The organism is Paenibacillus sp. FSL F4-0097 (genome assembly GCF_038593125.1).
GTDB lineage: Bacteria > Bacillota > Bacilli > Paenibacillales > Paenibacillaceae > Paenibacillus_AQ > Paenibacillus_AQ odorifer.
In genome coordinates this window covers 1,925,734-1,951,550 of record NZ_CP151965.1, presented here as the reverse complement: position 1 = coordinate 1,951,550, position 25,817 = coordinate 1,925,734, and the positions used below count along the sequence as shown (strand labels likewise).

Below are 25,817 nucleotides of genomic sequence, written 5' to 3'. Positions count from 1 at the left end.
GTCAAATCCCCCCTTTATAACCCCAATCACGATGCTTTTTCATCGTTACAAAAGGGTTATAAAAGGGGGGAATTCCGAATCTATTAGGCGATATCTTTATGTTCAATGTTGCGAATGGCCATATAGGCAATGGCTGCTCCTAGCAAACCAAGTGAGATCGACACCGCCGCTAAATTACCTAAACGCGCTTGATCAAATCCCCCAGAAATTAGGGAGGTAACTAACACAGCTGAGACGATGGTGGCCGGGACTGATTTCTTCTTCATCCCAAAGTACAATGGAATTAGAGCGATACCCGCGGCATAAAATGCGTTTGCGCCTAACTTAATCAGCTCTGATGTGATTACATGAAGGGTCAGTTCACCCGGAATTAGCCCTGCAAAGGAATTGAATCCTATTAGGATAGCGCCGACTACAATGTCTGCCACGATAATGGCAACAAATGTGAAGGCGAACACTATCAATATTTTCGCAGTCATTAGCTTTTTACGTGAGATAGGATACATGAAGAGAAGAGTAATGGTGTTGTTCTTATACTCATCAATCACCAGCTTGCTAATAATAACCGAAGCGAAAATAATATAAGCAGCCTTTACAAAAACGAACACACCCTCAAACAACTCTGCATAAGAAGCAAACGACGGTTCGCTCTCATTTTGATCAACGAATAAAACCATAATCATAAAAGCAAGAATCGCAAGATTAACGATTGCAGCACCTGTAAGAAGCGTTTTTAGCTTATTCTTCCGAATCTCCAAAGATATTAATTTAAGCAATGCTTTCACCCCCAATCAATTGCAGAAAATGATCTTCCAGCGTATGTTGTTTTTTGCTGATACTCTCAATTTCCACATCTGCTAGCACTAACGCCTTATTCAGATCACGCTGTGAGATTCCATCGTCATATATTCTTACTGTAATATGGTCCAGCACTTTGAAATTATTAAGCCCAAGCTTATGCTCCAACACATACACTGCTTTATTAATCTCGTTCGTAACCACTTCGATATATTCAGTATTTTGGCCACGAATGGAATCCATCGCCACTTCTTCTACCAGAGCACCCTGCCGGATCACACCGATCGTATCAGCAATCTGCTCTATTTCCCCCAGAATATGACTAGATACAAGTAACGTCATTCCATATTCACGGCTAAGCATCCGGAACACTTCACGCATCTCCTTGATTCCCACAGGATCAAGCCCGTTAATCGGCTCATCCAAAATGAGCAGCTCAGGTTTCGTCATGAAGGCTCTGGCAATACCCAGTCGTTGCTTCATCCCAAGTGAAAATTGCTTCACCGGCTTTTTATCGACACCTGTGAGCTTTACGAGCTCCAGCGCTTCACCAATCGCTTGCGGATCATAATAGCCCATGTACTCTCCGTGCAAAATCAGATTTTCCTTGGCTGTCAATTTATCATAAAACACGGGATATTCAATGATGCAGCCCATCCGCTTCAGCATTTCGTAAGAATGCTCTGTCATTTTTTCATTAAAAAATTCAATTTCTCCACTCGTAGGTTTAACGAGGTTCGTGACCATTTTCATCACGGTAGTTTTGCCAGCACCATTGGGTCCAAGAAACCCGTAAATTTCACCTTGCTTAATATTCATATTCACATTGCTTACGACTTCTTTACCTTGATAGGTTTTCGTTAAATTTCTTGTCCGAAGTATTGTAGTCAATTCCGCGCTCCCCTTTGTTTTCGTCTCGTCTTCCTTAGTTCTTATTGTACACAGCAGAATTTTCTTTTTTATTACTCGTTTCTTACGAAAATCTTAAGCTGCGCACAATTCTATTCCTTAGAAGCGTAATCTGCGAAAAGAAAGGGTAAACACCGTTCTCACATACGGCTGACTAACCAGTGTAATCGTTCCATTCATTTGCTCCGTTAATCTTTTGGTGATCGTCAGACCTAGACCGCTGCCTTGATAAGCCCGGTTTCTTGAATCCTCCAGCGTATACAGACGCTCAAATACTTTATCTTGGTGTACTTCACTAATGCCCTTTCCCCGGTCCCACACCTCTATGTATACTTTGTTCTCATCACTATAGAGCTTTAATCCTAATACGCCCCCCGCGTCGCCATAAGAAATTGCGTTCGACAACAGATTGGACAATATTCGATCAAGAGCCTCTTCATTTCCCATGAAGTAAACAGCCCCATCCGGAATCTCAATCTCCACCTCACTGCCCTTAGCACTGAGGATATCATAGAAAGAAAGGATGTTGCGTCTGCATACTTCACCTGCCTCAACTCGTGAAAGAGCAACTTCCCGATCTCCTGATTCCAGCTTGGACAAATCAAAAAACTTGTTCATCAGCTGGATCACTTCATTGGCTTTTTGATGAATCATCTTCATCATCCGTTCCCGTTCCTCAGCCGGCAAATGCTCATCCTGCTGAATGGTCTCAATATAACCAAGCACAACCGTTAGCGGAGTCTTAAGATCATGAGAAATATTAGACAGCATATTACGCATGGATTTCTCCAGCCTCACACGCTCAATGCTTCCTTTATGATTGATATCCAGCAGCCGGTTCAGGTCAATCAGCACGTTTTGCAGCTCCAAATTACCGCTGAACAGCAGCAATCTTTCATGTGAGCCTTCTTCCATAATGCTGCTTAACTTGTCATGCATATATCGCAAATCATTAGAAGCTTTACGCGAATTCTGATATTGCCACACAATGACGGCCAGTAAGAGCACAATGACAATACCTAGCACCGCAATCATTATAGCTGTTCTCCCAGCTTATACCCGATGCCCCATAACGTCTTAATGTATTCGGGATGGGAGGGGTCGTCTTCTATTTTTTCACGCAATCTTCTCATATGTACATTAATGACGTTCTCATCCCCGAAATAATCATCCTCCCATACGCTCGCATAAATCTGCGCTTTGGTAAATACTCGGCCCGGATGTGTCACAAACAGCTTAAGAATATGAAATTCCTTCGACGTTAGCTTTACTTCTTCCCCATTCTTCAACGCAGAGAAGTTATCTAAATCTACAGTCAATCGGCCAATGGAGATCATTTGCTTCACCGGAGCTTGATCTTCCACTTGGATACTGGGAGATGCATAACCTGCACGACGGATCGCTGCCTTCACCCTAGCCGCTAGCTCAATCATAGAAAAGGGCTTCGTAATATAATCATCTGCCCCAAAGCCTAACCCAAGCGCTTTATCTACATCACTGTCTTTGGCGGACATGATCAACACTGGAACCAGACTCCCCGCACGGATAGTCTGAAGAATGTCAGTCCCGCTTCGCTTCGGCAGCATAAGGTCTAACAGCACAAGATCAAATGGACCCCCGGTCCGAAATGTTCTCTCCGCTACTTCACCGTCAAATACAGCTTCAATCTCATAACCTTCTTTTACCAAATAAGACCTGACCATTTCACTGATTGCTTCGTCGTCCTCAATCAGCAGCACACGCTGTGGCATGTCCAAACCTCCCCGTAGTCGAAAACCTCTTCGTTAAATTATACCAATTTCCCGGAGCGCTTACTATTTCAGTTTTTATTTCAGTTTCATTAAAGGTAGCCCAGGTATGATGGCCTTAACAACTTACAAAAAGAGGTGATGCTTCAATGTTGAACAAGAGCAGTAAACAAGCCTGGAGCTTCAAACGAAAACTGCTGATCGTGATGATCATTGTCCTCCTGCTTCTCGGCACAGTGATATATAGTCTGGCAGATCGTTACTTAATCGAACATGTCGAAGTCGTGGTTGCGGATGATGCAGCTACAACTAGCAGCTCAGGAGCTACAGCCGTTACAGCTGCCAAAGTTAACGCAACCTCTGACGACTGGAATTACTCCAGTGATGATATTCAGATCCAGATCGACCAAGTGCAGACCGGTTCCGGATCAGACCAAATCACTTATTTTGTCGCTGATGTCGTCCTCAAGGAAGCGAGCAGCCTGCGCACTGCCTTTGCCGACAACAGCTTTGGAACAAACATCACTGAAGATACCTCGGACATTGCTTCCGCCAACAATGCGATATTTGCCATCAACGGGGATTACTATGGCTTCCGCAATGACGGAGTGATTATCCGTAACGGCACGGTGTATCGTGATGATCCTGTGCGGGATGCAATGGCGCTGTTCGATGATGGGACAATGCAAACCTATAACGAGGAAGAGATTTCTTCCTCTGAACTGCTGGCGCAAGGGGCCACCGATACCCTTTCCTTTGGTCCGATTCTGATTCAGGACGGGGAGATTGCCAGTGATTTCAGCAATGTCAAAATCGATACCAACTTCGGCAACCATTCCATCCAGAATGCGAATCCCCGCACCGCAGTTGGTATGATCGCACCAAACCATTATGTGTTTGTCGTAGTTGACGGGCGCAATGAAGGGTACAGCCGTGGGATGACCCTTACTGAGCTAGCCGATGTAATGTCCGACCTTGGCGCCACAGAAGCCTACAATCTGGACGGCGGTGGTTCATCCACTATGTACTTCATGGGACGGGTCGTAAATAATCCGCAGGGCAAAAACAAGGAGCGGGGCGTCAGCGACATTCTTTATATCAAGGAGGGTGCAACATCATGACTATACTGATCCCAGCCTATGAGCCAGATGAACGACTGCTCGATTTGATTTTACAGCTGCATAATTTCCAGCTTGAACCTATTGTTCTTGTGGATGACGGCAGCGGCCCGCACTACCGTGAAATCTTCGATATGGCCGAAGCATTCGGCTGCACTGTCCTAACCCATGAAGTCAACCTCGGTAAAGGACGTGCTCTGAAGACAGGGTTCCAGTATATTCAGGAAGTTGGGGTGCCGGACTATGTAGTCTGCGCGGATAGCGACGGCCAACATCTGCCTTATGATATTAGCCGAATCGTTGAATCTCTGCGGAACCAGACTACCCCGGGAATCGTACTCGGCAGCCGCCGGTTCACCGGAACCATTCCTCTGCGCAGCCGCTTCGGCAACTCGGTAACCCGGACGGTCTTTTCCTTAACTACAGGCACTAAGATTTATGATACACAGACTGGCTTGCGCGGCTACCCCATATCAATGCTTGATTGGCTATGCCATATTCCCGGTGAACGGTTTGAATATGAAATGAACATGCTGCTGACCGCCCATAAAGAGGGGTACACCATTACGGAAGAGTACATCGATACCGTCTATCTGGACGATAATAAATCCTCCCATTTCCGGCCTCTGATGGACTCCTTTAGGATTTATCTGCCAATACTGATATTCAGCACTTCTTCGCTGCTGTCAGCTCTGCTCGACTTCACACTCTTATTCCTGTTCCAGAGTCTCAGCCATAACCTATTCCTGTCCGTCGCGGCCGCGAGATTGTGCAGTTCTGTCTTCAACTATTCTATGAATCGAAAATATGTCTTCACGGGCGGCAAACGCTCCAAGATTCAGGCGTCGCTTCCCAAATATTTTGCGCTGGTGATCCTCGTGTTGTTGTTCAACTATGGGCTACTCTATTTCTATAATGAAAAGCTGATTATTCCGCTTGTCGCCGCCAAGCTACTGACCGAGGCTTCAATCTTCTTATTCAGCTATTGGGCGCAACGGAGGTTTGTGTACTGAGGGTTTGTGTATCGAGGGTTTGTGTACTGAGGGTTTAGGAACTCTGGGGAAGGTTACGTTCTCTGAACCGCTTATGCTCGTGTGGTGAGCAATCGGGAATTTGTGAAGCACTAATTGGACATTTGTGGAGTACTTTTCGAACACTTATGGAGTACTAATCGGATACTTGTGGAGTACTATGGGTACCTATGGAACTGCTCCTCGAACTCATATGGAGCTTCTATCGGGTACCTATGGAACTGCTCCTCGAACTCATATGGAGCTTCTATTGGGCACCTATGGAACTGCTCCTCGAACTCATATGGAGCTTCTATTGGGCACCTATCGGACACAGATGACACTAATCGCAGTATTATTCCACTTTTGGTATGCTAACGGACCCCATAGCCGCTATTGGCAAGAAAGACACCACATATGAGCCTCTTTCTGTGGGATAGCGTCTGTGGGGTCCGAAACCCTGTTCAAAAGGCTGGAAATTTGCAAATAACGTCATCTGAGTCCGAATTCACCGAGAAGGGTACCGTTGATAGAATCGCATACAAAAAAAGCTAGTGCGTCCTTCCAATAATGTATGCAAAATCACATTATCTTTGCTCAGAAATTCAGAACGTCATACACTCATCTACTCTCCCATATATATAAATGGAACAGTCCCGGACGTTGTCGCGGAACCTTTGCAGCCTTGTCAGAATAGGTTGCAGCATAAGCCCAAGCTGGAGGGAGAGAAAGATTCATGCCAAGCGAAGAAATTAATGCGCTAGAGCGGGCAATTGCCGAGATTACGGAAATAGCCACTGGCTTCGGTTTAGATTTTTATCCCATGCGTTATGAAATATGCCCCGCAGATATCATTTATACATTCGGCGCTTATGGAATGCCTACACGATTTGGACACTGGAGTTTTGGAAAAACCTTTCATAAAATGAAATCCCAATACGATTTCGGACTGAGCAAAATATACGAGCTCGTTATTAACTCCAACCCTTGTTATGCCTTCCTGCTGGATGGAAATTCACTGATTCAGAATAAGCTGATTGTTGCCCACGTGCTAGCGCACTGTGATTTTTTCAAAAATAATATGCGTTTCTCCATGTCCAACCGAGATATGGTCGAGAGTATGTCAGCTACAGCAGATCGGATTGCCGGTTATTCTGTAACCTACGGAACTGATGCTGTGGAGAGCTTCATCGATTCAGTGCTGGCTATCCAAGAGCATATAGACCCCAGTCTGATCCAACCACGCAAGCTGGGCAAAACTCACCTGCTGGAAGCTAAGATGAAGGAGCTCAAAGATGCCCCTCCAGGTGGCTCGAAATCATCCAATCCTTATGACGAATTATGGAATCTAGATAAAAGCACTACCGGTCCGCAGGAAGCACCCTCTGGAAATCGTGCTTTCCCCCCAGAGCCAGAAAAAGATATGGTCTGGTTCATTCAGCAATATTCCACTGTTTTGGAGGATTGGCAACGTGACATTATGACGATGCTCCATGATGAAATGCTCTACTTCTGGCCACAGATGGAAACAAAGATCATGAACGAAGGCTGGGCTTCCTACTGGCATCAGCGCATCGTTCGCGAACTAGATCTGACCGAAGAGGAAACAGTGGAATACGCAAAACTGAATTCATCCGTCGTGCAGCCCTCACGGCAAAGCCTGAATCCTTACTATCTGGGGCTGAAAATCTTTGAAGACATCGAACGCCGCTGGGACCGCGAGAAAATCTTTGAAGTACGTGAGCTGGAATCCGATACCTCTTTTATCCGCAGCTATCTATCTAAGGAATTGGTGAACGACCTCGATCTTTATGTTTTTGAGAAAAAAGGCCCCGAATGGAAAATCACCGATAAAGCATGGGAAAATGTACGCGATCAACTGGTGCTCGCCCGGGTCAATGGGGGGTCTCCTTACTTGGTCATTGAGGATGCAGACTTCGAGAAGAATGGTGAATTATTTATAACTCATCGCTATGAAAGCATCGAGCTGGATCTGAAGTACCTGGAGCGCACACTCCCTCACATCTACTCTTTATGGGGGCGGACGGTTCATCTACAGACGGTTGTGGAAGACAAAAAGGCGCGTTTTTCATACGATGGCAAAAAGGTGCAGCGGAAGTTTATTTAGAATTAAAAAGCGGCAGACCTAAACGGGTATTAACACCCTGGTCTGCCGCTTTTTGCTTTGGCTAAAATGAGGATTCAGATTCTTTTAACGACTTCGAGAAATATTTTGGAGCCTCAACAAATCCTTGCCGAGCATAAAATCTATGCGCATCAGTTCTTCTGGAATGACAATGTACCTGAATGTTATCACAGTTTCTTTTTCTAGCTAATTCAGCGCAATACTCCTCAAGCTTACGTCCAATTCCTTTGCTCCTAATGGCATTACTCACCACAAGATAACTTATAATTGCAGTCTCTCCTACCAGACCTAATTGGGGTATGTAATGCATGGAAATACAAGCTACCACTTTATCATCTTCCTCAAAAACCAATAATTCCTCATCCGGATGTAGGATTAGCTTTTCTATTTTTTCTTGCATGAACATTTCTGTATTCGGATATCCCAACTGTTCTAATAATTCCTCTATGTCTTGCCAGTCATCTGCTCTCGCTTCTCTAATCATCTGCTTCACTCTCCGTTATTTTCGAATTACCTTATTAATTGACTCTATTAAACTACGGAAGATCATACTCGTCAAACGTATTAATTTCGATGTATAACTCCTCCAAGGTATCTACGTTTCCCATATGGGAATTCCTAAAAAAGAAGGCCCGCAGCGGTAACACGCTGCGGACCTTCATCGACACCCTCATATCGACTTAATAACTGCACATGGCAAATGCCCAGGTGAACGTAACGTAAGGAAGTTTAAAAATGTAGGCGCGTAGCGTTCGCCTTTGTCAGCGACATAAAGTCCAAACATTTCAGAAATTACAATTATCACCGAGCGGTATTTGCCCTTATCGACTATTCAGTCAACTTTTTCACAGGAACGTAAATCTCCATCACTGTATCTGGCCGCGAATGGCAGCGTTCATCGTAAAACTCAAAATCCAGCTTAGTCTCGTCATAAACGTAACCACTATCCTTAAACCATTCTTCGAAGATGTACTTCCAGCTGCTTTTTATGACTTGGGCAAACTGTATTTGCTCTGTATCCGTTGAAGTATCCACCGGAGGTGTTGTAAACACGGCATATTCGGCTTCTGGCACATCCATCGTCAACATATCAGCTTCTACCTTGGAGTAGTCCTCAACAATAACACCCAAAAGATAGGTGGCATTGCCGTTATCTGAAGACGGAATACATAAACCAACTTCTCCGTGTTTAGGCGGGTTTAGTATTTTATACATTTTGGACTCCAGGTTTTCACCCTCATAATGGCTCCAAAAAGAAGCAATATCCTTAGTGTACATACTACCCGCAACATTAGTTTGGATACCATAACCAGCCACCTTAAAAGCAGGCTTACGAACAAAAACAGGATTCATAATATAACCTCCGATATCAAATATTGAATTTCCTTTACTAAACCCATCCATCCGCGCCGCATATTGTGTCGGACTATAACCAAAGGTTTTGCGAAAAGCTTTAGTAAAGCCACTTTGTGTTTCAAAACCATAGTCCAGCGCAATATCAATGATCTTTTTTCCAGCAAATAATTCAATTGAGGCTAAGGATAATTTTCGGCTCCGCACATATTCCATCACAGACATTTCCTTGCACAAGCTGAACACTCGGCAAAAATGATACACCGAATATCCGACCTCAGTCGCTATTTCTTCCACCGTTATATTTTCTTTGATATGAGCTTCTATATATTCAACACATTTTTCTATATCTTTACTGTAATTCAAGTGCAGCACCAGCCTTCCCCCGTACGGTGATTTCATTATATCAACTGCGCATGAGATGGACTGTTCCTGTTTTGCTGAGCTGCATTATTGCCTGTATAAAAAAACAGAGCAGCGTGCCCCTCCATTTACAGAAGGATCACAACTCTGCGTATTCTTAGTCACCATCATTTTGGTTAAGCCTCGAAGTAGACAACGCTGGATTCACGTAACCTACTTACACTTCAGTTGCTCCCTACGACTGACTAAAGGACCCAGATGACGTTATTTTCCAAAATATCGCCTTTTGAGCGGAGTTTCGGACTCCAATGCAGCTATTACTCAAAAAAAGGCTCATATTTAGGGTTTTTCCTGCTAATAGCGACCATGGGGCCCGATAGCCTGCGAAATATGCTCACAATCTACGTTTAGGGTCTCCTGTGTCCTTTAGCAACTTCCTACGCACAACAGCCAAATTAGTCAGATGGGTGGCGGCGTTTAGATCAACATTAGGAGGGTAAAAGGAGGCAGATAAAACATGGAAGGACAAAAAAATGAGTGCTCCACAGCCATTTTCATGGCTTTTGGAACACCCCGCATAAATGAACTCTTTTTAACGGTTTAGTAGACTTCCCACGTATTTCAGCAGCTCGTTGGCGCAGATTGGGCAGTAGTGATGTCCATCAATAAGTCTGGCGCATACCTCATTGATTCGTTTGAGCTGACTTTCATCAGGTGTTTTGGACGAGGTGGTGATTTTGACGATATCTTTGAGGTCTGTGAACAGCTTTTTCTCAATCGCTTCCCGCAGGCGGTCGTGGTTGTTGTACTCGAATTTCTTCCCTTTGCGTGAATACGCGGAAATCCGGATCAGGATCTCTTCACGGAACGCTTTTTTTGCATTCTCAGAGATACCAATTTGCTCTTCAATCGAACGCATTAACCGCTCATCCGGCTCCATTTCCTCATCCGTCAGCGGATCACGAATTTTCGACCAATTGCAGAAAGCTTCGATATTATCTAGATAATTTTCAAAAAGTGTCTTTGCAGATTCCTCAAAGGAGTAGACAAATGCCTTTTGTACTTCGCTTTTCGCTAAAATATCATATTCCTTGCGGGCAATGGAGATGAAATTCAAATAACGCTCCCGCTCCTCTTTTGTAATCGATGGATGCTGATCCAGGCCATCCTTTATCGCCCGCAGAACATCCAGTGCGTTCATGCACTGCAGATCTCCTTTGATCAGAGCGCTGGAAATGCGGTTGATAACATAACGCGGATCAATTCCGGACATGCCCTCATCTAAATACTCCGTTTGCATCTCCTTAAGATCGGCCTCTTTATAGCCCTCGACCTCTTCACCATCGTACATCCGCAGCTTTTTGATCAGATCCATACCTTGTTTTTTGCTTTCTTTAAGACGGGTTAGGATGGAAAAAATAGCGGCGGCACGCAGCGCATGTGGCGCAATATGCACATGACTCATATCACTCTGGGCGATCAGCTTCGCGTAGATTTTTTCCTCTTCCGAAACTCTGAGGTTATACGGAACAGGCATAACAATCATACGGGACTGGAGCGCTTCATTCTTTTTATTAGAAATAAACGACTTATACTCGGTTTCATTTGTATGAGCAATTATCATTTCGTCCGCACTTATCAACGCGAAGCGGCCAGCCTTGAAATTGCCTTCTTGCGTCAGTGACAGCAGGTTCCATAAAAACTTTTCGTCGCATTTGAGCATTTCCTGAAATTCCATCAGCCCACGGTTAGCCTTGTTCAACTCACCATCAAAACGGTAGGCACGCGGATCAGATTCCGAACCAAATTCAGTAATGGTCGAAAAATCAATACTTCCTGTCAAATCAGCGATATCCTGAGACTTCGGATCAGATGGACTAAAGGTACCAATCCCTACCCGCTCTTCTTCTGACAGAATAACACGCGTCACCTTAACCTGCTCAATGTCACCAGCATAATCATTTCTCAGACGCATCTGGCAGGATGGGCACAAGTTGCCCTCAATACGTACACCAAGTTCCTTCTCAATCTCCGGACGGAGCTCCAGCGGGATCAAATGCAGCGGGTCCTCATGCATCGGGCAGCCTTCTATTGCGTATACCGCACCCGCATCTGTCCGCGAGTACTGTTCCAAACCACGTTTAAGCAGCGTGACCAGGGTCGATTTCCCCCCACTGACAGGTCCCATCAATAACAAAATCCGTTTGCGAACATCAAGCCGACGTGCTGCAGAGTGAAAATATTCCTCGACCAACTTTTCGACTGCACGATCAAGTCCAAAAATCTCCTGTTCAAAAAACTTATACCGTTTGCGTCCGTTTATGTCCTCTACGCCGTGCGACTTAATCATGTCATAAACGCGGGAGTGAGCGGTTTTTGCGGGAGAGGGGTCTTTTCTCAACAGTTCTATATACTGCTTGAAGGTGCCGCTCCACGCCAACCGGTCGTTCTCAGCCCGATACGAAGCTATACGCTCAAAAATGTCCATTGCTCGCTGCCTCCTCTTGCGCTCCTACTTGCTCTTCTACTTGCTCTCCTATAGCGTTAAAAAGTGTATTACATACCTATGCGGCAAGCGCGGAATAGTTGACCTCTTTTTTACTGTGCTATAATAGAGAATCAGAAAATGGCTGTAAAACCTTATTGAGAAACCCGAAAATAAAGGCCTACGGGAGTGACAAGATGGCGGTACGACATGAAACGGAGCTGTACGCTCCTTTGAAGATTTTTTTTGAAAAGCAGGGTTACAGCATCAAAGGTGAGGTCCGGACCTGCGATTTGGTGGGGATTCGGGAGGACGTTGAGCATCCTCTGATCGTGGAGATGAAAAAATCATTCAATCTCGCCTTGCTGCTGCAAGGGGTAGAACGGTTGAAGCTCAGTCCCATCGTCTATCTCGCAGTGGAACGTGTCCGTGATAAAAAAGGTGCGGTGAACCAGCGCTGGGGCGAGCTTAGCGGGTTATGCCGCCGGCTCGGTCTTGGGTTGATCACCGTTATCTTTTATAAGACCAAAGCACCGCTGGTCGAGGTGCTTGTAGAGCCAGACGAGAAGCCGCCTGCGCAGCGCAGCAACAAGCGGCGGCGCGAGCGCCTGCTCTATGAGTTCCGCGAGCGCAGCGGAGACTACAACACCGGCGGCAGCACGCGCGTCAAGCTCGTGACGGCCTACCGTGAGAAAGCGCTGCGTGTCGCGCTTTCTCTGCAAGCAGCGGAGGCGGACGCCGCCGCCGCTGCAGAGAAGGCAGCTGCGAAGGCTTCGCTCGCAGCTGCCAAACGTTCAGCGGCGGGCACCGCTGAACAGGTTCCGGCGCTGAGCTCAGCGCCGGAGAGCCGTGCTGCCGGGGACGCGGCAGCACGGGGGCAGCGGCGGCAGGCACGCGAAGCGGTGCCCCTAGCGCTGCCTCAAGCACGCTTCCAGCGGCCGTATTGGCCGCAGGAAGCGCTCCCCGCTCAGCCGGCATCACTCCGGCCGAGCTGCGGAAGCGTAGCGGCGTACCCACCGCCGCCGCTATGCTTCAGAACAACTACTACGGCTGGTTTCACCGGGTAAGCCGTGGGCGTTATACCCTAACCCCAGCCGGTCATGCGGCGCTGGTTGAATATGCCGCGATAACAAGCGGCGTACCCAATAACAGCAATCATCCCAGTAATTAGCTAACCTAACCTGGACAGTACATCAATCGAGCACCTCTTTTAGTCGGGTTCTAATCTTTTACCTCGGTTCTAATCATTTACTCAGACTTTAAACTTATTATTCTGATGCACACATAACATATTAAATAACGCCAAAAAGCATCCCAACTACGGGATGCTTTTTCGTATGTCTAATCTTATTTGAATCTTATCTCTGTACATTCCATGTTCTTATCTTACACATAACACATTAGTATCTGGTGCGTACCACGCTCTATCTCATACGTACCACATTCGTATTTCATTCTTACCGCGTGCGTAACTCGCTTTTCCCACGTTCGTAAATCACTCTCATCACATTAGTAACTCATTCATACCACGTTTGCATTTCACTCTTACCACGTTCATATCTCTGCGTACCTCATCCAGCTCTACTTGACTGTACTTAACTAACTTATTTACAATCTTCGAACACGAGCGCTATTTATTAATTACTATTTTCTCTACTCTTGCTTAAACATGCTACTCTTGCTGATTTATTCACATTAGAACCCCTATGCTACATTCAACATCCACTAATACTAAATCATTCAAAGCAAAATAAGCTTTAAAAACACCATTCCGAAAAAGGCACACTAAGTTATTAGGGAAATCCTCCCTAATATTCTTCGATTCACACGCTAAAAACCGCATTTTAGGGAATTACTCCCTGATTTTCGCCAGATTTCCCCCTAAAACGGGGTATCCCTTGATTTTTTAGGGAGAAATTCCCTAAACAGTCCATTTTAGAGTTCAAATCGACCAGTTTTAGGGAGGATTTCCCTAATTAATCTCACATCATGCACTTCGTCTTGCCCGACTTGTAATTCTGTCCGTGTTTTAGCTCTAAGAGTGTCTTGTGTTTTCATCATTTCCATCATTTCATCCACAACTTTCATTCCACTACCTAACTCCGGGCTGTGAACTCCTTAACCGCTTCGCTCATCAGGTTCATGCCAAGCAGCAGCTCATCCCGGCCGGGATGGCTAAAGTTAAGGCGAAGGTGATTGCTGACTCCATCTACACTACATAACGGACCCGGCAAAAAAGCCACTCCCTTACCTAGCGCACATTTGAGCAACGCCATAACATCCATTCCCTCTGGTGGTGCGACCCACAGGAACATGCCTCCTGATGGAAGATCATAGGAGCTGCCCTTCCAAGCAGGCCGCTTGAGCAATTCCACCATAAGCTTCAGACGGGTGTTATACTCTCGATTCAGCTGCGCGATATGCTCACGCAGATCAAACGCAGACACATCCAATAAATGATGCAGCAGCCGCTGATTTAATGCGCTCGACTGCCAATCGGCCATCTGCTTAGCCGCAGACATCATTCTGATCAAGACTCGGCTGCCTGCCGCCCAGCCCGTCCGCAGCGCGGGCGCAACGGTCTTGCTGAACGAACCGATATAAAGCACATGTCCGCCATCGCTGATATTTTCCAGTGCATACAAAGACGGATATCTTTTGGCCTTGTGTTCACCCTGCTTCTGGAAGTGCAAATCCCCATAAGAATCATCTTCCACAATCAAGATGTTATATGCGATACATAAATCCAATACTGCGCGGCGTCTCTCCAAACTCCATAAAATGCCGCTTGGATTGGTAAAGCTAGGGGTTGCGAACAGCATTTTCGGCTTATGCAGCTCGATCTGGCTCCGCAAATGCTCCGGATCAAGCCCGTCCAAATCACCCTGTACAGGAATAATAACGGCCCCCTGCATCCGAAGAGTCTGCAAAAATCCTGGAGAGGTTGGATTTTCTACTAATACACGATCTCCTGGATCAATATACACCCGCGACAACAAATCAATGGCTTGCTGGCTACCCGTTGTTAGCAGAACTCCACCCTCAACAACATTTACCCCTTTTTCTTTAAGCCAATCCCCAGCAAGCCACTCCCGAAGCGGTCCGTACCCGGCAGGATCACCATATTGCAGTGCTCCCGCATCTGCTGAAATCACCGTAGATGCTGCTTCAGCAAGCAGTGACAATGGGAATAGTTCTTCCGCTGGTAATTCTTCAGCTAGCGATATCATGGAGCTTCTCCGTGTTTGGGTGCGGATACTAAGAAGCGATGACGACAACAATGTGTGTGCGCGAGCAGAAAATTCGTAAATCATGCGAAATCCCCCTTCCCTGTTACCAAGTAGAAACGGCTTCGTCATCCTCATCCAAGGACGGGATGGTTACCCATTCAACATGATATTCTTACTTCTACTCCAAGAATATTCCACCCCATACGTCATTATGTCGTAAAGCGTGGGTTAGGCGTAGATTTGCCTGTTTTGTCTTGAGAAGAGCGCGAATTTCTCAATCGCTTGTGCCCGGGTCGAAACATCGAGCTTTACATAGATTTTGCGCAAATAATTATCAATGGACCGACGGCTTACCGCAATTTCAAGCGCAATTTTATCGTAGGTAATCCCTTGAACGATTCGCTCCATGATAAACATCTCTGTCTCCGTCAGTTGCAGAACATCATCTAATCCTTTAAATGTCGAAATCGGCCAAGCTCCTTTTTCAATCCATTCCAACGGCATTGAAAGAAAACCCTCCCGTAAACCCAGGATCAGCTGTAAAAGCTGACGGGGAGAAGCTCCCTTCGAGAATATCCCGCTGGCTCCTAGTTCTACGAGGGGCTGAAGCAGTTCTCGCCCGTCTTCGTCTGTCATCACGACAAAATGTGAGTTTGGTGAGCTTTTTTTCATATTTAACAGCACACTCTCAATATTCCCCTCAGGCATATGATAATCTACTAGCACTAGCTCGGGATTTTTTTCCCTTACGATGGTAGCGCCTTCGTCCCAAGTGGAATACATTCCCAGAACCTTAAGCCCCTCTTCCTCTTCCAAAATCAATTTTGTCCCCAGCATACTTGTAGGATGACACCCCACAATGACCACCTGCCAAACCTTCATCATTAATGCCCTGACCCCCTGCTCTATATATAATCATCTAGAAAGGAAAGCGCCGCAGCGTTTCCGGTTAAAACGCAAGCAAGGCTGTATGATGACTTGTCTGTATAATCTCTAGCTGGTTACCTTGTGTACGTCTATCAGAATTCCAATCTATAGAAATTGTATCGCAGTAGTTTAATAGGATGCAATTACTTTTTCTAGTTTTCATACTCTCTTACATTTTTGCGAATCTTGTCAAAGTCTGATAGAATGGGGACTTGAAAAAAAGACCAACCCGAGGTGATAAAATGCAACCGCTAGCGGAAACGTCCCCGGTACGCTCGCGCTCTACTACTGCGAGAAACGGCCCTTCCGTAAAATGGTTTTTACTGTTCTGGATTATGATGATCGGACTCGGCGTATATGCTGTATACAGCTACACGAACCATCTGAAGCAACAAGTGCTAACCGAACTTAGTACTCAGAGCCAGCAGCAGCTTACCGTTTTAAAGACCGACTATGAAGCAAAAATTGCCGTTCTCTCTGAAGAAGTGAAGGAATTGCAGAATACAGTGCAAAGCTTTAACGAACTATTAACCTTCACTAAAGATAATGCTAGTGCCAAGACAGATAACAGCAACAAGCTATATACGCAATTGAGTGAGGTAAGCAAACAGTTAGAAGCTTTGAAGAAAGAAATGGATCTGATCAAATGATGACGCCAGTCAAAAGAGTAAATCGCTTCTTCATGCTTCTAACTGCACCGTTCATAGGCTTGTTTATATGTATGTCGTGGTATCGACCACCGCTACAGCTAGACCTTGATGTAGGACAATTCTCACCAAGCTCTGGGCCAGTGAATGAAACAGCTTCCTTAAAAAAAGAGCTGACTCTGGCAGAGGCCTCCGCAGCTTACACCATTGATGCTGTCAGCGCTAGTGCCAAGCTATATAAAGAGACTACCACTACGATGAATAAGCTGGTCGAAACAGCAAAGACTCAGGCGAACCGGCCTGAACTGATCTATAACCGCAGGATTTCAGTCAAGCTTGGTATACCTTCAGAGATTGTTACCAGCGACCGTATAAGAGTTGAGTTATATCGATTGAATCCAGGAAACTACAAAGCTTATGCGTTGAAAATCAAATTGAAGGACCCGACCGCTATGAAGATGAGCTTGGCGGAGACAGCCTCCGGTGCGGAAACTACTATGCATGCCGTACAGCGTAATGGTGCCATTGCTGGTATTAATGCGGGCGGCTTTGCAGATCAATCCGGAAAACGTTATCCCTTAAGCACAACTGTAGTGGATGGAAAGTATTTATACGGTTTTGAGCCAACGTACAAGGACCTAAGTTTTGTTGGGCTGAACAAATCCGGGCAATTAATCGGCGGGAAATTCTACAGTCGCGCACAATTAGATCAGCTAGATCCGGTATTCGGCGCCACCTTTGTGCCTGTCCTCCTTAAAAACAACATTAAAACACCCATACCCGAAAAGTGGAAAACATCCCCTAATCGGGCACCACGTACCGTGATCGGCAAATATAAAGATGATCAGATCCTGCTTTTTGTAGCAGATGGATATAATGAGTATGGCAGCTCTGGTGCACAGCTGGAGGAGATTCAGAACAAATTATCGAATATGGGCCTCGTAGATGCTTATAATTTAGATGGTGGTGGCTCTTCCTCATTGATCTTTAACGGAAGAGTTATCAATAAACCATCCGATGGAAATCTAAGAGCTGTGCCAACGAATTTCCTGTTTTTTAAATAATATAGTAAATTGTCTATGTAACATATCACATTTGCGTTTATTTTTATTAAATTGCAGGTTATAATCTTGATAACGAATACATTCGCTATTGGAGGTGCCAGTATGTCGTTCTCATTAACCTTTTGGATCGTAATGTTCGTATTTGTGTTATTTACGGTCGGCATCCTTACCTCATCTTACAACGACGACAAAACAAAAGGCCTATAAAGCCGATATGTCCCTGCAGCCACTTGGTGCGGGGGCATTTTTCGTATACATAAAAAAACTGCCCCCAAGTAGAAGAGTTCTACGAAGAGGACAGTTTTTTTATAAGCTCTTGGCTGTCAAAATTCAAAATATGTACTTCTTAGGCATGTCTTGGCAATTGAGTCATTTCCGAAAGGCATGCAGAACAAATATAACGATCTTTATATTCGCTTACACCATCCATTGATCCACAGAAAACACATTTTGGACGGTAACGCTCCAAGATGATATGGTCACCCTGTACCAAAATTTCAACCGGGTCGCCTTCATTCATCTGATACCTTTTACGCAGGGACTTAGGCAGAACAATTCTACCCAACTGATCCACTTTGCGAACTACACCAGCAGGTTTCATAACTAACGTACACCTCTCCTGTTCAAGAAAAATTATTTAGTAGCTACTACTTATTTCGGCTCTTTCAATATATTTCGTTACCTAATTGTCGAATCCTGCTGAAAAAAATAAAAAATTTGTCTTTTTTTAAATAAGATTAGGAAAATCCAATTGTCGAAGCGCCTCGTACACAATAATAGCTGCCGAATTGGATAAATTCAGAGATCTCACAGCATCACTCATTGGCATGCGCATTTTTGTTTCTTTACCTGCTTCTAGAATCTCTGCAGAAAGCCCCTTCGTTTCCTTGCCAAAAACAAAAAAATCGCCATCTTGGAACTCAAAGTCACTGTATCTTTTCTCTGCTTTCGTCGTTGCGTAAAAGAAACGCCCCTCGTTATATTTCTCCAAAACCTCAGCAAAGGAGTCGTGATATTCAATAGTAACAGCATGCCAATAGTCTAATCCTGCTCTTTTTAATGTAGCATCGTCTGTACGGAATCCGAGTGGACGAACCAAGTGAAGATGAGTGCCTGTAGCGGCGCAAGTACGCGCAATGTTGCCAGTATTGGCCGGAATTTCCGGCTCGACTAATACGATATGGAGTGCCATTATATGGTTCCTTCCTCTCTAAAGGCTTAATAGCCAGATGTTTTACTCTAGTGCCTAACCATAGCTTCTCCAAACAAACTGAAAACCTTCCACCAAGAAGGCGGAAGGTTATAGATAGAATTCATTAACCTTGAGTTTGCCGGAAATGGTTCATGAAATCGGACAGTGCTTTTACACTTTCGTAAGGAACTGCATTGTAGATGGAAGCACGCAAGCCCCCAACACTGCGGTGACCCTTTAAGCCGACAAAACCTTCCAGTTCAGCAGCTTTGACAAACTGCTTTTCGAGTTCTTCTGATTGCATCCGGAAAGTAACGTTCATAATAGAGCGGCTGCCTTGTTCTGCAACGCCACGGTAGAAACCGTCACTTCCATCGATGTGATCATATAACAGACCCGATTTTTCAAGGTTCTTGGAATGGATGCCAGCTAAGCCGCCTTGCTCCTCAATCCATTTTAATACTTCGTTCACCATATATACAGAGAAAGATGGAGGTGTATTGTAAAGAGAGTTATTCTTATAATGAGTGCTGTAACGCATGATAGTAGGAATGTTAGAAGGTGATTCTGCAAGCAATTCTTCTTTCGCGATAACTACAGTCACGCCTGAAGGTCCAAGGTTCTTTTGTGCTCCGGCATAGATCATTCCGAATTGGTTCACATCGATTGGACGGCAAAGTATATCACTAGACATATCCGCGATTAACGGAATCGAGCCTGCATCCGGAAATTCTGCATATTGCGTTCCTTCAATGGTCTCGTTGGAAGTAACATGAAGGTAAGCAGCATTCTCCGCAGCTTTGATCGAACTTAATTCAGGTATAGCCAAGAATTTCTTATCTTCGGAAGAAGCAGCAACATGAGCGCCTCCTACCAATTTGGCTTCTTTATAAGCTTTATCCGCCCAGCTACCTGTCATTACATAGCTACCTACTTGGCCTTCGGAAATCAAGTTCATAGGGATCATTGCAAACTGTGTGCTTGCTCCGCCTTGTACGAACAATACCTTATAGCCCTTCGGATTGCCGAGGAGCGAAAGCAGACGTTCCTGCGCTTCATTATGCACGGATTCGTAAATTGCACCACGGTGCGACATCTCCATGATAGACATTCCACTTTCCCGGAAATCAACAAACTCCGCTTGTGCGCGTTCCAGTACCGTAAGCGGCAATGCTGCCGGTCCGGCATTAAAATTGTATGCTCTCTTATTCAAAACTGCTCCCCACCCTTTCTCTCCTATCAATATGGATATGGTTATGATAGCAATATTCTCCCGCACCAGCAAGTATAATTATTCACATAAAAGGTTAAGACGGTTCTCATTTCGCAGTGAAAAACCGGTAAGATCGGCGCCAGCTCTTGCTTTGACGCGGTAAAAGACTAATGTTCACAAATACTTCAGGAGAGACTACATGACCTTCTCCCCACAGGGCCATACGTTCTACTGGAAAGTCCCCACTCTCTCGCACGCCCGTTCCACTAGGCTTATGAACCAACTCCCAGGTGAACTCATTTTCCTGACCTTCCCAACCGCTCAACTTGCAATAAAAGGGTTTATCCGGTTCCTTTGACCAAGTAAGAGTATTCCCGGATACCTCTAGCAATTCTTTCGTATAGGAGGATTCTGGTTCTACTACCTTGAGTTCCCTCGGAAGACGCAGTTCAAAATCCTGCCCAATATTCAACCCATCGATTCCGATGAAATTGTGAATATATTCCTCCGTATGGAAAGGCTTTTGACCTTTGTTATGCAATTCATATGCAATTGTTAATTGATCCCCCTGTAAAGAAATCGTTTTGGTTAGCTGCACAGCATATCCGTTGCTTTCCATTGGGTGGATCGTATATGTGACCGCATCATTCCCTGCTTCGACATCCTTACTAAAAGAGGTTAAAGGGAACTCCTCATTGAAGCTGTATAATGGGGAATTTCCTTTTTGTAACAATCCGACTCCGATTTTTGGAAACCAGCCTCCGATTGGCGCTTCATCATATCCAATTGCCCGGGAAATGCCAAACTCATTACAAAGCCCCTTGCCTCCAGTTCCTTCGCCTGGCTTCAAGCTTTCCGGCACACAAAACGTATGTTTCCCCTCTTCTAATGTCACCTGTGTAATAAATCCTGTCCAGTCAAAACGAGTGCCCTTATACTCTCCGATATCAGCGATATCGACAGTTAATATGCCATTTGACAGTCTGCAACCCATACCTAACGCGCCCTTTCGTTCATTGTTACAATGAATAAATATTCATTATTGAAAAAAACGTCTGCAGCCGCTATGAATAACGGTGCAGACGTCTTAAAATATCGTATAAAGCTACGCCAATGTCACTTCAATCAAGTGGCATTTCTCTGTCTGCAGAGAGAGCAACTCTTCACGCGGAATAATCGCACTTCCTGAGCCGCGCTGCAGCGTCACCTCGCTGCCATTCAGGGTAACAGAGTGTATTTGGTACTCCCCGTAGTTTAAGCTTCCTGTGGCTTTATAGACCACTTCAAACTCGCGATCCGCGAAGATTGTCTTAATAGAGGCTTTTCCCTCGGAATCAAACTGCTCTTTAACAAGCTTCGGTTGCAACAAAAGATCACCTAGCTTACCTTTTACACCAAATACTTCAGTAACCATAGTTAACAGCAGCCAGCTTGCTGATCCTGTTAAATACGTATACATCCCTCTGCCTTGCTCGTTAATATACTCAGGAATTCCTGGGTATATGCGGGCTTTTGCAAAGTCAGTACTTAAGCTATACAGAGATTCTAATACTTTATGTCCTTCTTTCACATATCCGCGTTTATACAATGCATTGCCATACATGATGGTCATGTGACTGAACATAGCACCGTTCTCTTTATGTCCAAAGGCAAAGCCAAAGGCACGACCCAGATTCTGCTGGATCCCTCCGAAACGGGAATTAAGTCTGTACCCAATTTTGTCATCCAGTAGAGTACGATCCACGGCGGCAATGATATGCGGAATTTGCTCTGGTGCAGCTGCATGGCCCATCAGCGGGAATACTTGACCCGTAAGCGTCATTCGAACGCCTTCTGCGAATTCCCCTTCCACTTGTTCCCCATCATTATTATAATAACCGTTAAACCAGCCTCCACCGTGTTCACTTTCCACCCACTCATTGCGGCGCAAGTGATTAAAGATCCACTCTGCTTTTTGTTCCAGATCGTCCGCTACTGTCTCTATGTCGAGTCCTACACGAATACCGCTGACTTTGTTCGGAGCGGCAGCATAATATTGATTAAGTCTTTCATGCTTGCCTGATACAGATTCATAATCCACTTGCTCACCAAGCGAATCTAGCAATAGTTTCATTTCTTCTGCCAATTCAACTGTCTCTTGCCCTTTAGAAGTCTTTAGCGTACGTAGCACACGAGAAATATCCAATAAGTTACTTGCGTAGAATGCTGTGAAAGCTACACTCTCACCCCGGTCTGCGCCCATATCAAGACCATCATTCCAGTCTGCGCCCTCCAGCAGGATATTATTGTGCTCTCCAACATTAAAGAACGGAACCAGATTTTGCAGCAGGATATGCTCCAGAATCGTACCTTTATAAACCTCACCAGAAGTAGTTCTGAGATCACTTCCCAGCGAGGTATCCCATGAATTATCGCGTTCCTTACAGCGACTCATAAAGGTATCGCGGAAATACGTCTGTTCCTGCAATAAGAAATCAAGATCACCACTCTGATCCAGATATAACATAGTCGTTAAGAACGGCCAAGCTCCATGATCCATCCACACCCGCGGGATGTTGTTACGGTCGGCAATAAATTCACCAGGCTGTTGACCGATAATAGTGGCATTACTACCATCTATTCTTACCCCGGCGTAGTTGTTCAGCAGTAAGCTGCGTACTTCAGCCGGTTCCATAATAAGGAGTGCTAGACAATCCTGCCAAAGATCCCGCCAGCCACGTCCGCCTCTTCCATAATCATGATAAGGCAAGAAGGAGTTACCATAAAGTCTTCTCAGCACGGGTTGAATCGTAACCCATTTCATCCATTGGTCAGCATCTGAATCACCGGTATGAAATTCTACCATATTCACTTTATCTGCCCAGAAGGCTTTAGTTTCCTCAAGCAAATGATCAAAAGCTTCAGATGTACCATATTTGTTCATCAAGGCATCCACGTCAATTCTCTCATTATGGATCGCCATAACTACTATATAAGAATGGCTGTCACCAGGAGACAGATTAAGCGTCTCGTAACGAAGACCCCCGATAGCCTCATATCCCTCTCTTTGTACACCTCCACCCTTGCCAATCTCCGGCGTGTTGTTCAGGATAACAGCTTCTGGCCAATCCAGACTTCCACCTTCTCCAATGAACTCCTCCTGCACTGGAAAGAAACCAGCAGGTTGATTGCCGTCACCCTCTGCACCAAATACTCCATAAGAAGTGTGATTGATGCGGTGTCCCCGCTCATCAAAGGAGAGCGCAGGCTGAACCTCAACACCATAAGGTGAAGTATAGATCCGGTTAAGCAAAGAGGTTACATGTCTATGATCGCGCAGATCATCTGCCGAACGCGCGTAGATCGGAACTACCGCTGTCGGTGTCAGCGTAATAACCTCTGCTATTGTATTCGTCAACGTAACCTTCATTAGTTCGACCTTATCATTACCGCTTGGCACAAAGCTGGTGATTTCAGCTTTAACACCCATCTCTGCGTTACAACGCGTTACGCGTTGCCACAGGAAACCAGCCTCTAGTACTGCTTCATCAGTAGACGATGTATAGAAATCGGCATTTTGCTTAGCGGAGTTCCCCACTGCCGACCAAGCTCCCTTGCCTTCTACGTATACCCAGAAGTTACGGGAAGCCCGCGAATTATGCAAATCTTCAACAGATAATGGCGGTGTCAAAAATGTATTATGACCTGTGGTAACCTGACCATGAAGTTTTGGAGTTACCGTCGACATCATTCCCCCTTCATTCACTAGAGGGAAATATAGAAAACTGCTGCGATCCGGTTGCTGAAGCCTGAATTCCCCATCATTTCCGGTGAATTCGAAGCCATGAATTTTATTACGATCCATTCTCTCCATCCTCTCATTTACACAACTACTTAAGCTTTAACCGCACCTGCCAATGCACCGTCAACGATATACTTTTGAATGAAGGTGTATAGGATGATAAGCGGTGCAGATACGATCATGATCCCGCACGCCAACATAGGCCAGTTGTTCCCGTATTGACCGCGGAATTCTTTAAGCCCGAAGGTGATTGGATAGTTTTCTGGACTCGGTAAATACATGACCGGCCCCACGAAGTCATTCCAGATACTAATTGCTGTTAGAATAACACCTGTAGCAATTACTGGTTTCATAAGTGGCATGATGATCTGGAACAAATAACGCATATATCCAGCGCCATCCATACCTGCTGCTTCATCCATCTCCCGGCTAATTCCTTTGATGTAACCTACAAACATCATGAACACGATACCCGTTCCGCCTGTTTTAAGGAGAATGTAACCCAGCTTCGTGTCATAACCTACAAATCCTAGCTCCTGTTTCATGGTAAGCATCAGCTTGAACTGTGCGACCATTGGATTCGGCAGGAACTGAGACATCAAGAAGAACAAATAAATAAATCCGCTCCACTTCACATAATTTCTCGCCACCGGGAAGGCCCCGAATAACGAAACAATTAGGGTCAGCACTGTTGCCACAGCTGTATACAGCAGACTGTTTAAGAAATAATTAGAGAAATTACCCTGTAGCCAAGCTTCTTTATAATTATCCCATTGAATACTTTTTACGAGACCGATAGGATCTAACAGATATTCTGTAAAGGACTTGAATGAAATATTGATTACAAATAACAACGGCATGATATATAAAACAAGCAACACTGCAATCAGAATATAAGAGAGAGTTTTGGCGGTTTTGGAATCCTTCATTAATATTCCACCTCTCTCTTACGCATTTGTTTCACTGCAAATACTACAAACACCAGAATCATAAGGAATTGAACCACGGAAAGCGCGGAAGGAAGTCCCATCTGTAGAGAACCACGGAACGTCTCTTTATAAACGTCATATGCCATCGTTCTTGTGTTAAAGCGACCGTCCGTAGTTGCGAGAATAATATCAAAGGTGGACATCGCACCGATAATAGACAAAATAATGTTAATCGTAAAGGATGGAGCGATAAGTGGGAATGTGATATTTTTAAAAGATTGCCACTTCGTAGTTCCGTCTATATATCCAGCCTCATACAAATCTTTCGGTACGGATTGTAGTCCCGCAAGGAAAATCAACATCGAATAACCCATATACATCCAAATTTGCGTAAATATAATATAACCGAACGCATGAGTGAAGCTTCCAAAGAACATATCTTTATAACCGAACAAAGAATCATACAGTTGGTTAACCGGACCACTCAGCGGATCGAACATCATGCCCCATACCAGTGCAACTACCGCTACACCAAGCACAACCGGTAAAAAGAATACCGCGCGATAGAAATAATCGCCTTTCAGCTTCTGATTGATAACTACGGCCATAAGCAGACCGACACCGTTCTGTACAATGGTTACAATGACCATGAAATAAATAGTACGTATAATGGAATCCCAACGCTCGCCTGAATTTCCTGAGTAAAATACATCATAATAATTGTCAAGGCCTACAAAACTCATCTTGCTTCCAGGAACGTTAGTGATATCTGTAAATGAATAGATAACCGTCATCATAGATGGGCCAAAATAGAAAATTACATACAATGATAATGGAATCATTAGCAGCAGAAGCGGTATATATCGTTTAATACCTTTCCCGAACGGATACATTTCTCTCACCT

At 45.0% G+C, this 25,817-nt stretch carries 23 protein-coding genes and 1 pseudogene; 7 read left to right on the top strand and 17 right to left on the bottom strand.

Annotation, left to right across the window (positions count from 1 at the left end):
- Positions 1-83: 83 nt before the first annotated feature.
- The 4 genes from MHH86_RS08470 to MHH86_RS08455 all read right to left on the bottom strand — a co-directional run bounded on the left by MHH86_RS08470 (position 84) and on the right by MHH86_RS08455 (position 3,458).
- Positions 84-785, bottom strand: coding sequence for an ABC transporter permease (locus MHH86_RS08470; RefSeq protein ID WP_249267707.1), 702 nt, complete (start codon positions 783-785; stop codon positions 84-86).
- A complete protein-coding gene (locus MHH86_RS08465; RefSeq protein ID WP_036684408.1) occupies positions 769-1,689 on the bottom strand; it encodes an ABC transporter ATP-binding protein in 921 nt (306 codons plus the stop codon). The genes MHH86_RS08470 and MHH86_RS08465 overlap by 17 nt, the downstream gene beginning before the upstream one ends.
- Before the next feature lie 117 nt (positions 1,690-1,806).
- On the bottom strand, positions 1,807-2,742 hold the full coding sequence (locus tag MHH86_RS08460) for a sensor histidine kinase (RefSeq protein WP_036684411.1): 936 nt from the start codon (positions 2,740-2,742) through the stop codon (positions 1,807-1,809).
- Complete coding sequence (locus MHH86_RS08455) at positions 2,742-3,458, bottom strand: response regulator transcription factor (protein ID WP_036684414.1); 717 nt, start codon at positions 3,456-3,458, stop codon at positions 2,742-2,744. The genes MHH86_RS08460 and MHH86_RS08455 overlap by 1 nt, the downstream gene beginning before the upstream one ends.
- A 146-nt stretch (positions 3,459-3,604) precedes the next feature.
- On the opposite strand from MHH86_RS08455, the gene MHH86_RS08450 reads away from it, so the two are divergent.
- From MHH86_RS08450 to MHH86_RS08440, 3 genes are all read left to right on the top strand, one after another.
- Positions 3,605-4,576, top strand: coding sequence for a phosphodiester glycosidase family protein (locus MHH86_RS08450; protein ID WP_143763153.1), 972 nt, complete (start codon positions 3,605-3,607; stop codon positions 4,574-4,576).
- Positions 4,573-5,586 (top strand): bifunctional glycosyltransferase family 2/GtrA family protein, encoded by a 1,014-nt coding sequence (locus MHH86_RS08445; RefSeq protein WP_076214384.1) that lies wholly within the window; start codon positions 4,573-4,575, stop codon positions 5,584-5,586. Before MHH86_RS08450 ends, MHH86_RS08445 begins: the two co-directional genes overlap by 4 nt.
- A 733-nt stretch (positions 5,587-6,319) precedes the next feature.
- A complete protein-coding gene (locus MHH86_RS08440; RefSeq protein WP_036684424.1) occupies positions 6,320-7,711 on the top strand; it encodes a SpoVR family protein in 1,392 nt (463 codons plus the stop codon).
- 61 nt (positions 7,712-7,772) lie between these two features.
- Here the strand turns inward: MHH86_RS08440 and MHH86_RS08435 are convergent, their stop codons facing one another.
- From MHH86_RS08435 to MHH86_RS08425, 3 genes are all read right to left on the bottom strand, one after another.
- Positions 7,773-8,213 carry a GNAT family N-acetyltransferase gene (locus MHH86_RS08435; RefSeq protein WP_076141388.1) on the bottom strand — a complete coding sequence of 147 codons (441 nt, stop codon included), beginning with the start codon at positions 8,211-8,213 and terminating at the stop codon, positions 7,773-7,775.
- Between the two features lie 344 nt (positions 8,214-8,557).
- A complete protein-coding gene (locus tag MHH86_RS08430) occupies positions 8,558-9,484 on the bottom strand; it encodes an AraC family transcriptional regulator (protein ID WP_235219505.1) in 927 nt (308 codons plus the stop codon).
- 553 nt (positions 9,485-10,037) lie between these two features.
- Positions 10,038-11,933 carry a PrkA family serine protein kinase gene (locus MHH86_RS08425; RefSeq protein ID WP_036684429.1) on the bottom strand — a complete coding sequence of 632 codons (1,896 nt, stop codon included), beginning with the start codon at positions 11,931-11,933 and terminating at the stop codon, positions 10,038-10,040.
- Between the two features lie 194 nt (positions 11,934-12,127).
- On the opposite strand from MHH86_RS08425, the gene MHH86_RS08420 reads away from it, so the two are divergent.
- Positions 12,128-12,997 carry a DUF2161 family putative PD-(D/E)XK-type phosphodiesterase gene (locus MHH86_RS08420; protein WP_341031992.1) on the top strand — a complete coding sequence of 290 codons (870 nt, stop codon included), beginning with the start codon at positions 12,128-12,130 and terminating at the stop codon, positions 12,995-12,997.
- A pseudogene (locus tag MHH86_RS08415) lies at positions 12,913-13,101 on the top strand (DUF2161 family putative PD-(D/E)XK-type phosphodiesterase); the annotation flags it as partial. The gene MHH86_RS08420 and the pseudogene MHH86_RS08415, both read left to right, overlap by 85 nt.
- Positions 13,102-13,865: 764 nt before the next feature.
- Here MHH86_RS08415 and MHH86_RS08410 read toward each other — a convergent pair.
- From MHH86_RS08410 to MHH86_RS08400, 3 genes are all read right to left on the bottom strand, one after another.
- Positions 13,866-14,018 carry a hypothetical protein gene (locus MHH86_RS08410; RefSeq protein ID WP_155986577.1) on the bottom strand — a complete coding sequence of 51 codons (153 nt, stop codon included), beginning with the start codon at positions 14,016-14,018 and terminating at the stop codon, positions 13,866-13,868.
- An 8-nt stretch (positions 14,019-14,026) separates the two neighbouring features.
- The gene (locus MHH86_RS08405) at positions 14,027-15,244 is read right to left on the bottom strand and encodes a PLP-dependent aminotransferase family protein (protein ID WP_036684431.1); all 1,218 of its coding nucleotides are present in this window, start codon (positions 15,242-15,244) and stop codon (positions 14,027-14,029) included.
- Between the two features lie 144 nt (positions 15,245-15,388).
- Positions 15,389-16,045, bottom strand: coding sequence for a response regulator transcription factor (locus MHH86_RS08400; protein ID WP_036684433.1), 657 nt, complete (start codon positions 16,043-16,045; stop codon positions 15,389-15,391).
- 284 nt (positions 16,046-16,329) lie between these two features.
- Here MHH86_RS08400 and MHH86_RS08395 point away from each other — a divergent pair, with 284 nt between their 5' ends.
- Together MHH86_RS08395 and MHH86_RS08390 are read left to right on the top strand one after the other, a co-directional pair.
- Positions 16,330-16,737, top strand: a complete 408-nt coding sequence (locus tag MHH86_RS08395) for a hypothetical protein (protein WP_036684435.1) — start codon at positions 16,330-16,332, stop codon at positions 16,735-16,737.
- Complete coding sequence (locus MHH86_RS08390) at positions 16,734-17,798, top strand: phosphodiester glycosidase family protein (protein WP_143766132.1); 1,065 nt, start codon at positions 16,734-16,736, stop codon at positions 17,796-17,798. Before MHH86_RS08395 ends, MHH86_RS08390 begins: the two co-directional genes overlap by 4 nt.
- Positions 17,799-18,144: 346 nt before the next feature.
- Here the strand turns inward: MHH86_RS08390 and MHH86_RS08385 are convergent, their stop codons facing one another.
- The 7 genes from MHH86_RS08385 to MHH86_RS08355 all read right to left on the bottom strand — a co-directional run bounded on the left by MHH86_RS08385 (position 18,145) and on the right by MHH86_RS08355 (position 25,806).
- The gene (locus MHH86_RS08385) at positions 18,145-18,399 is read right to left on the bottom strand and encodes an AbrB/MazE/SpoVT family DNA-binding domain-containing protein (protein ID WP_036684437.1); all 255 of its coding nucleotides are present in this window, start codon (positions 18,397-18,399) and stop codon (positions 18,145-18,147) included.
- A gap of 126 nt (positions 18,400-18,525) precedes the next feature.
- Positions 18,526-18,990, bottom strand: a complete 465-nt coding sequence (trmL, locus tag MHH86_RS08380) for a tRNA (uridine(34)/cytosine(34)/5-carboxymethylaminomethyluridine(34)-2'-O)-methyltransferase TrmL (RefSeq protein WP_036684439.1) — start codon at positions 18,988-18,990, stop codon at positions 18,526-18,528.
- Positions 18,991-19,114: 124 nt separating this feature from the next.
- On the bottom strand, positions 19,115-20,203 hold the full coding sequence (serC, locus tag MHH86_RS08375; RefSeq protein WP_036684441.1) for a 3-phosphoserine/phosphohydroxythreonine transaminase: 1,089 nt from the start codon (positions 20,201-20,203) through the stop codon (positions 19,115-19,117).
- A gap of 106 nt (positions 20,204-20,309) precedes the next feature.
- Positions 20,310-21,197, bottom strand: a complete 888-nt coding sequence (locus MHH86_RS08370) for a hypothetical protein (protein WP_036684443.1) — start codon at positions 21,195-21,197, stop codon at positions 20,310-20,312.
- A 111-nt stretch (positions 21,198-21,308) separates the two neighbouring features.
- On the bottom strand, positions 21,309-24,047 hold the full coding sequence (locus MHH86_RS08365) for a cellobiose phosphorylase (RefSeq protein ID WP_076316696.1): 2,739 nt from the start codon (positions 24,045-24,047) through the stop codon (positions 21,309-21,311).
- Between the two features lie 29 nt (positions 24,048-24,076).
- Positions 24,077-24,913: a carbohydrate ABC transporter permease gene (locus tag MHH86_RS08360; RefSeq protein ID WP_036684447.1), complete on the bottom strand. Its 837-nt coding sequence runs from the start codon at positions 24,911-24,913 to the stop codon at positions 24,077-24,079.
- A complete protein-coding gene (locus MHH86_RS08355; protein WP_036684449.1) occupies positions 24,913-25,806 on the bottom strand; it encodes a sugar ABC transporter permease in 894 nt (297 codons plus the stop codon). Before MHH86_RS08355 ends, MHH86_RS08360 begins: the two co-directional genes overlap by 1 nt.
- Between the last annotated feature and the right edge of the window lie 11 nt (positions 25,807-25,817).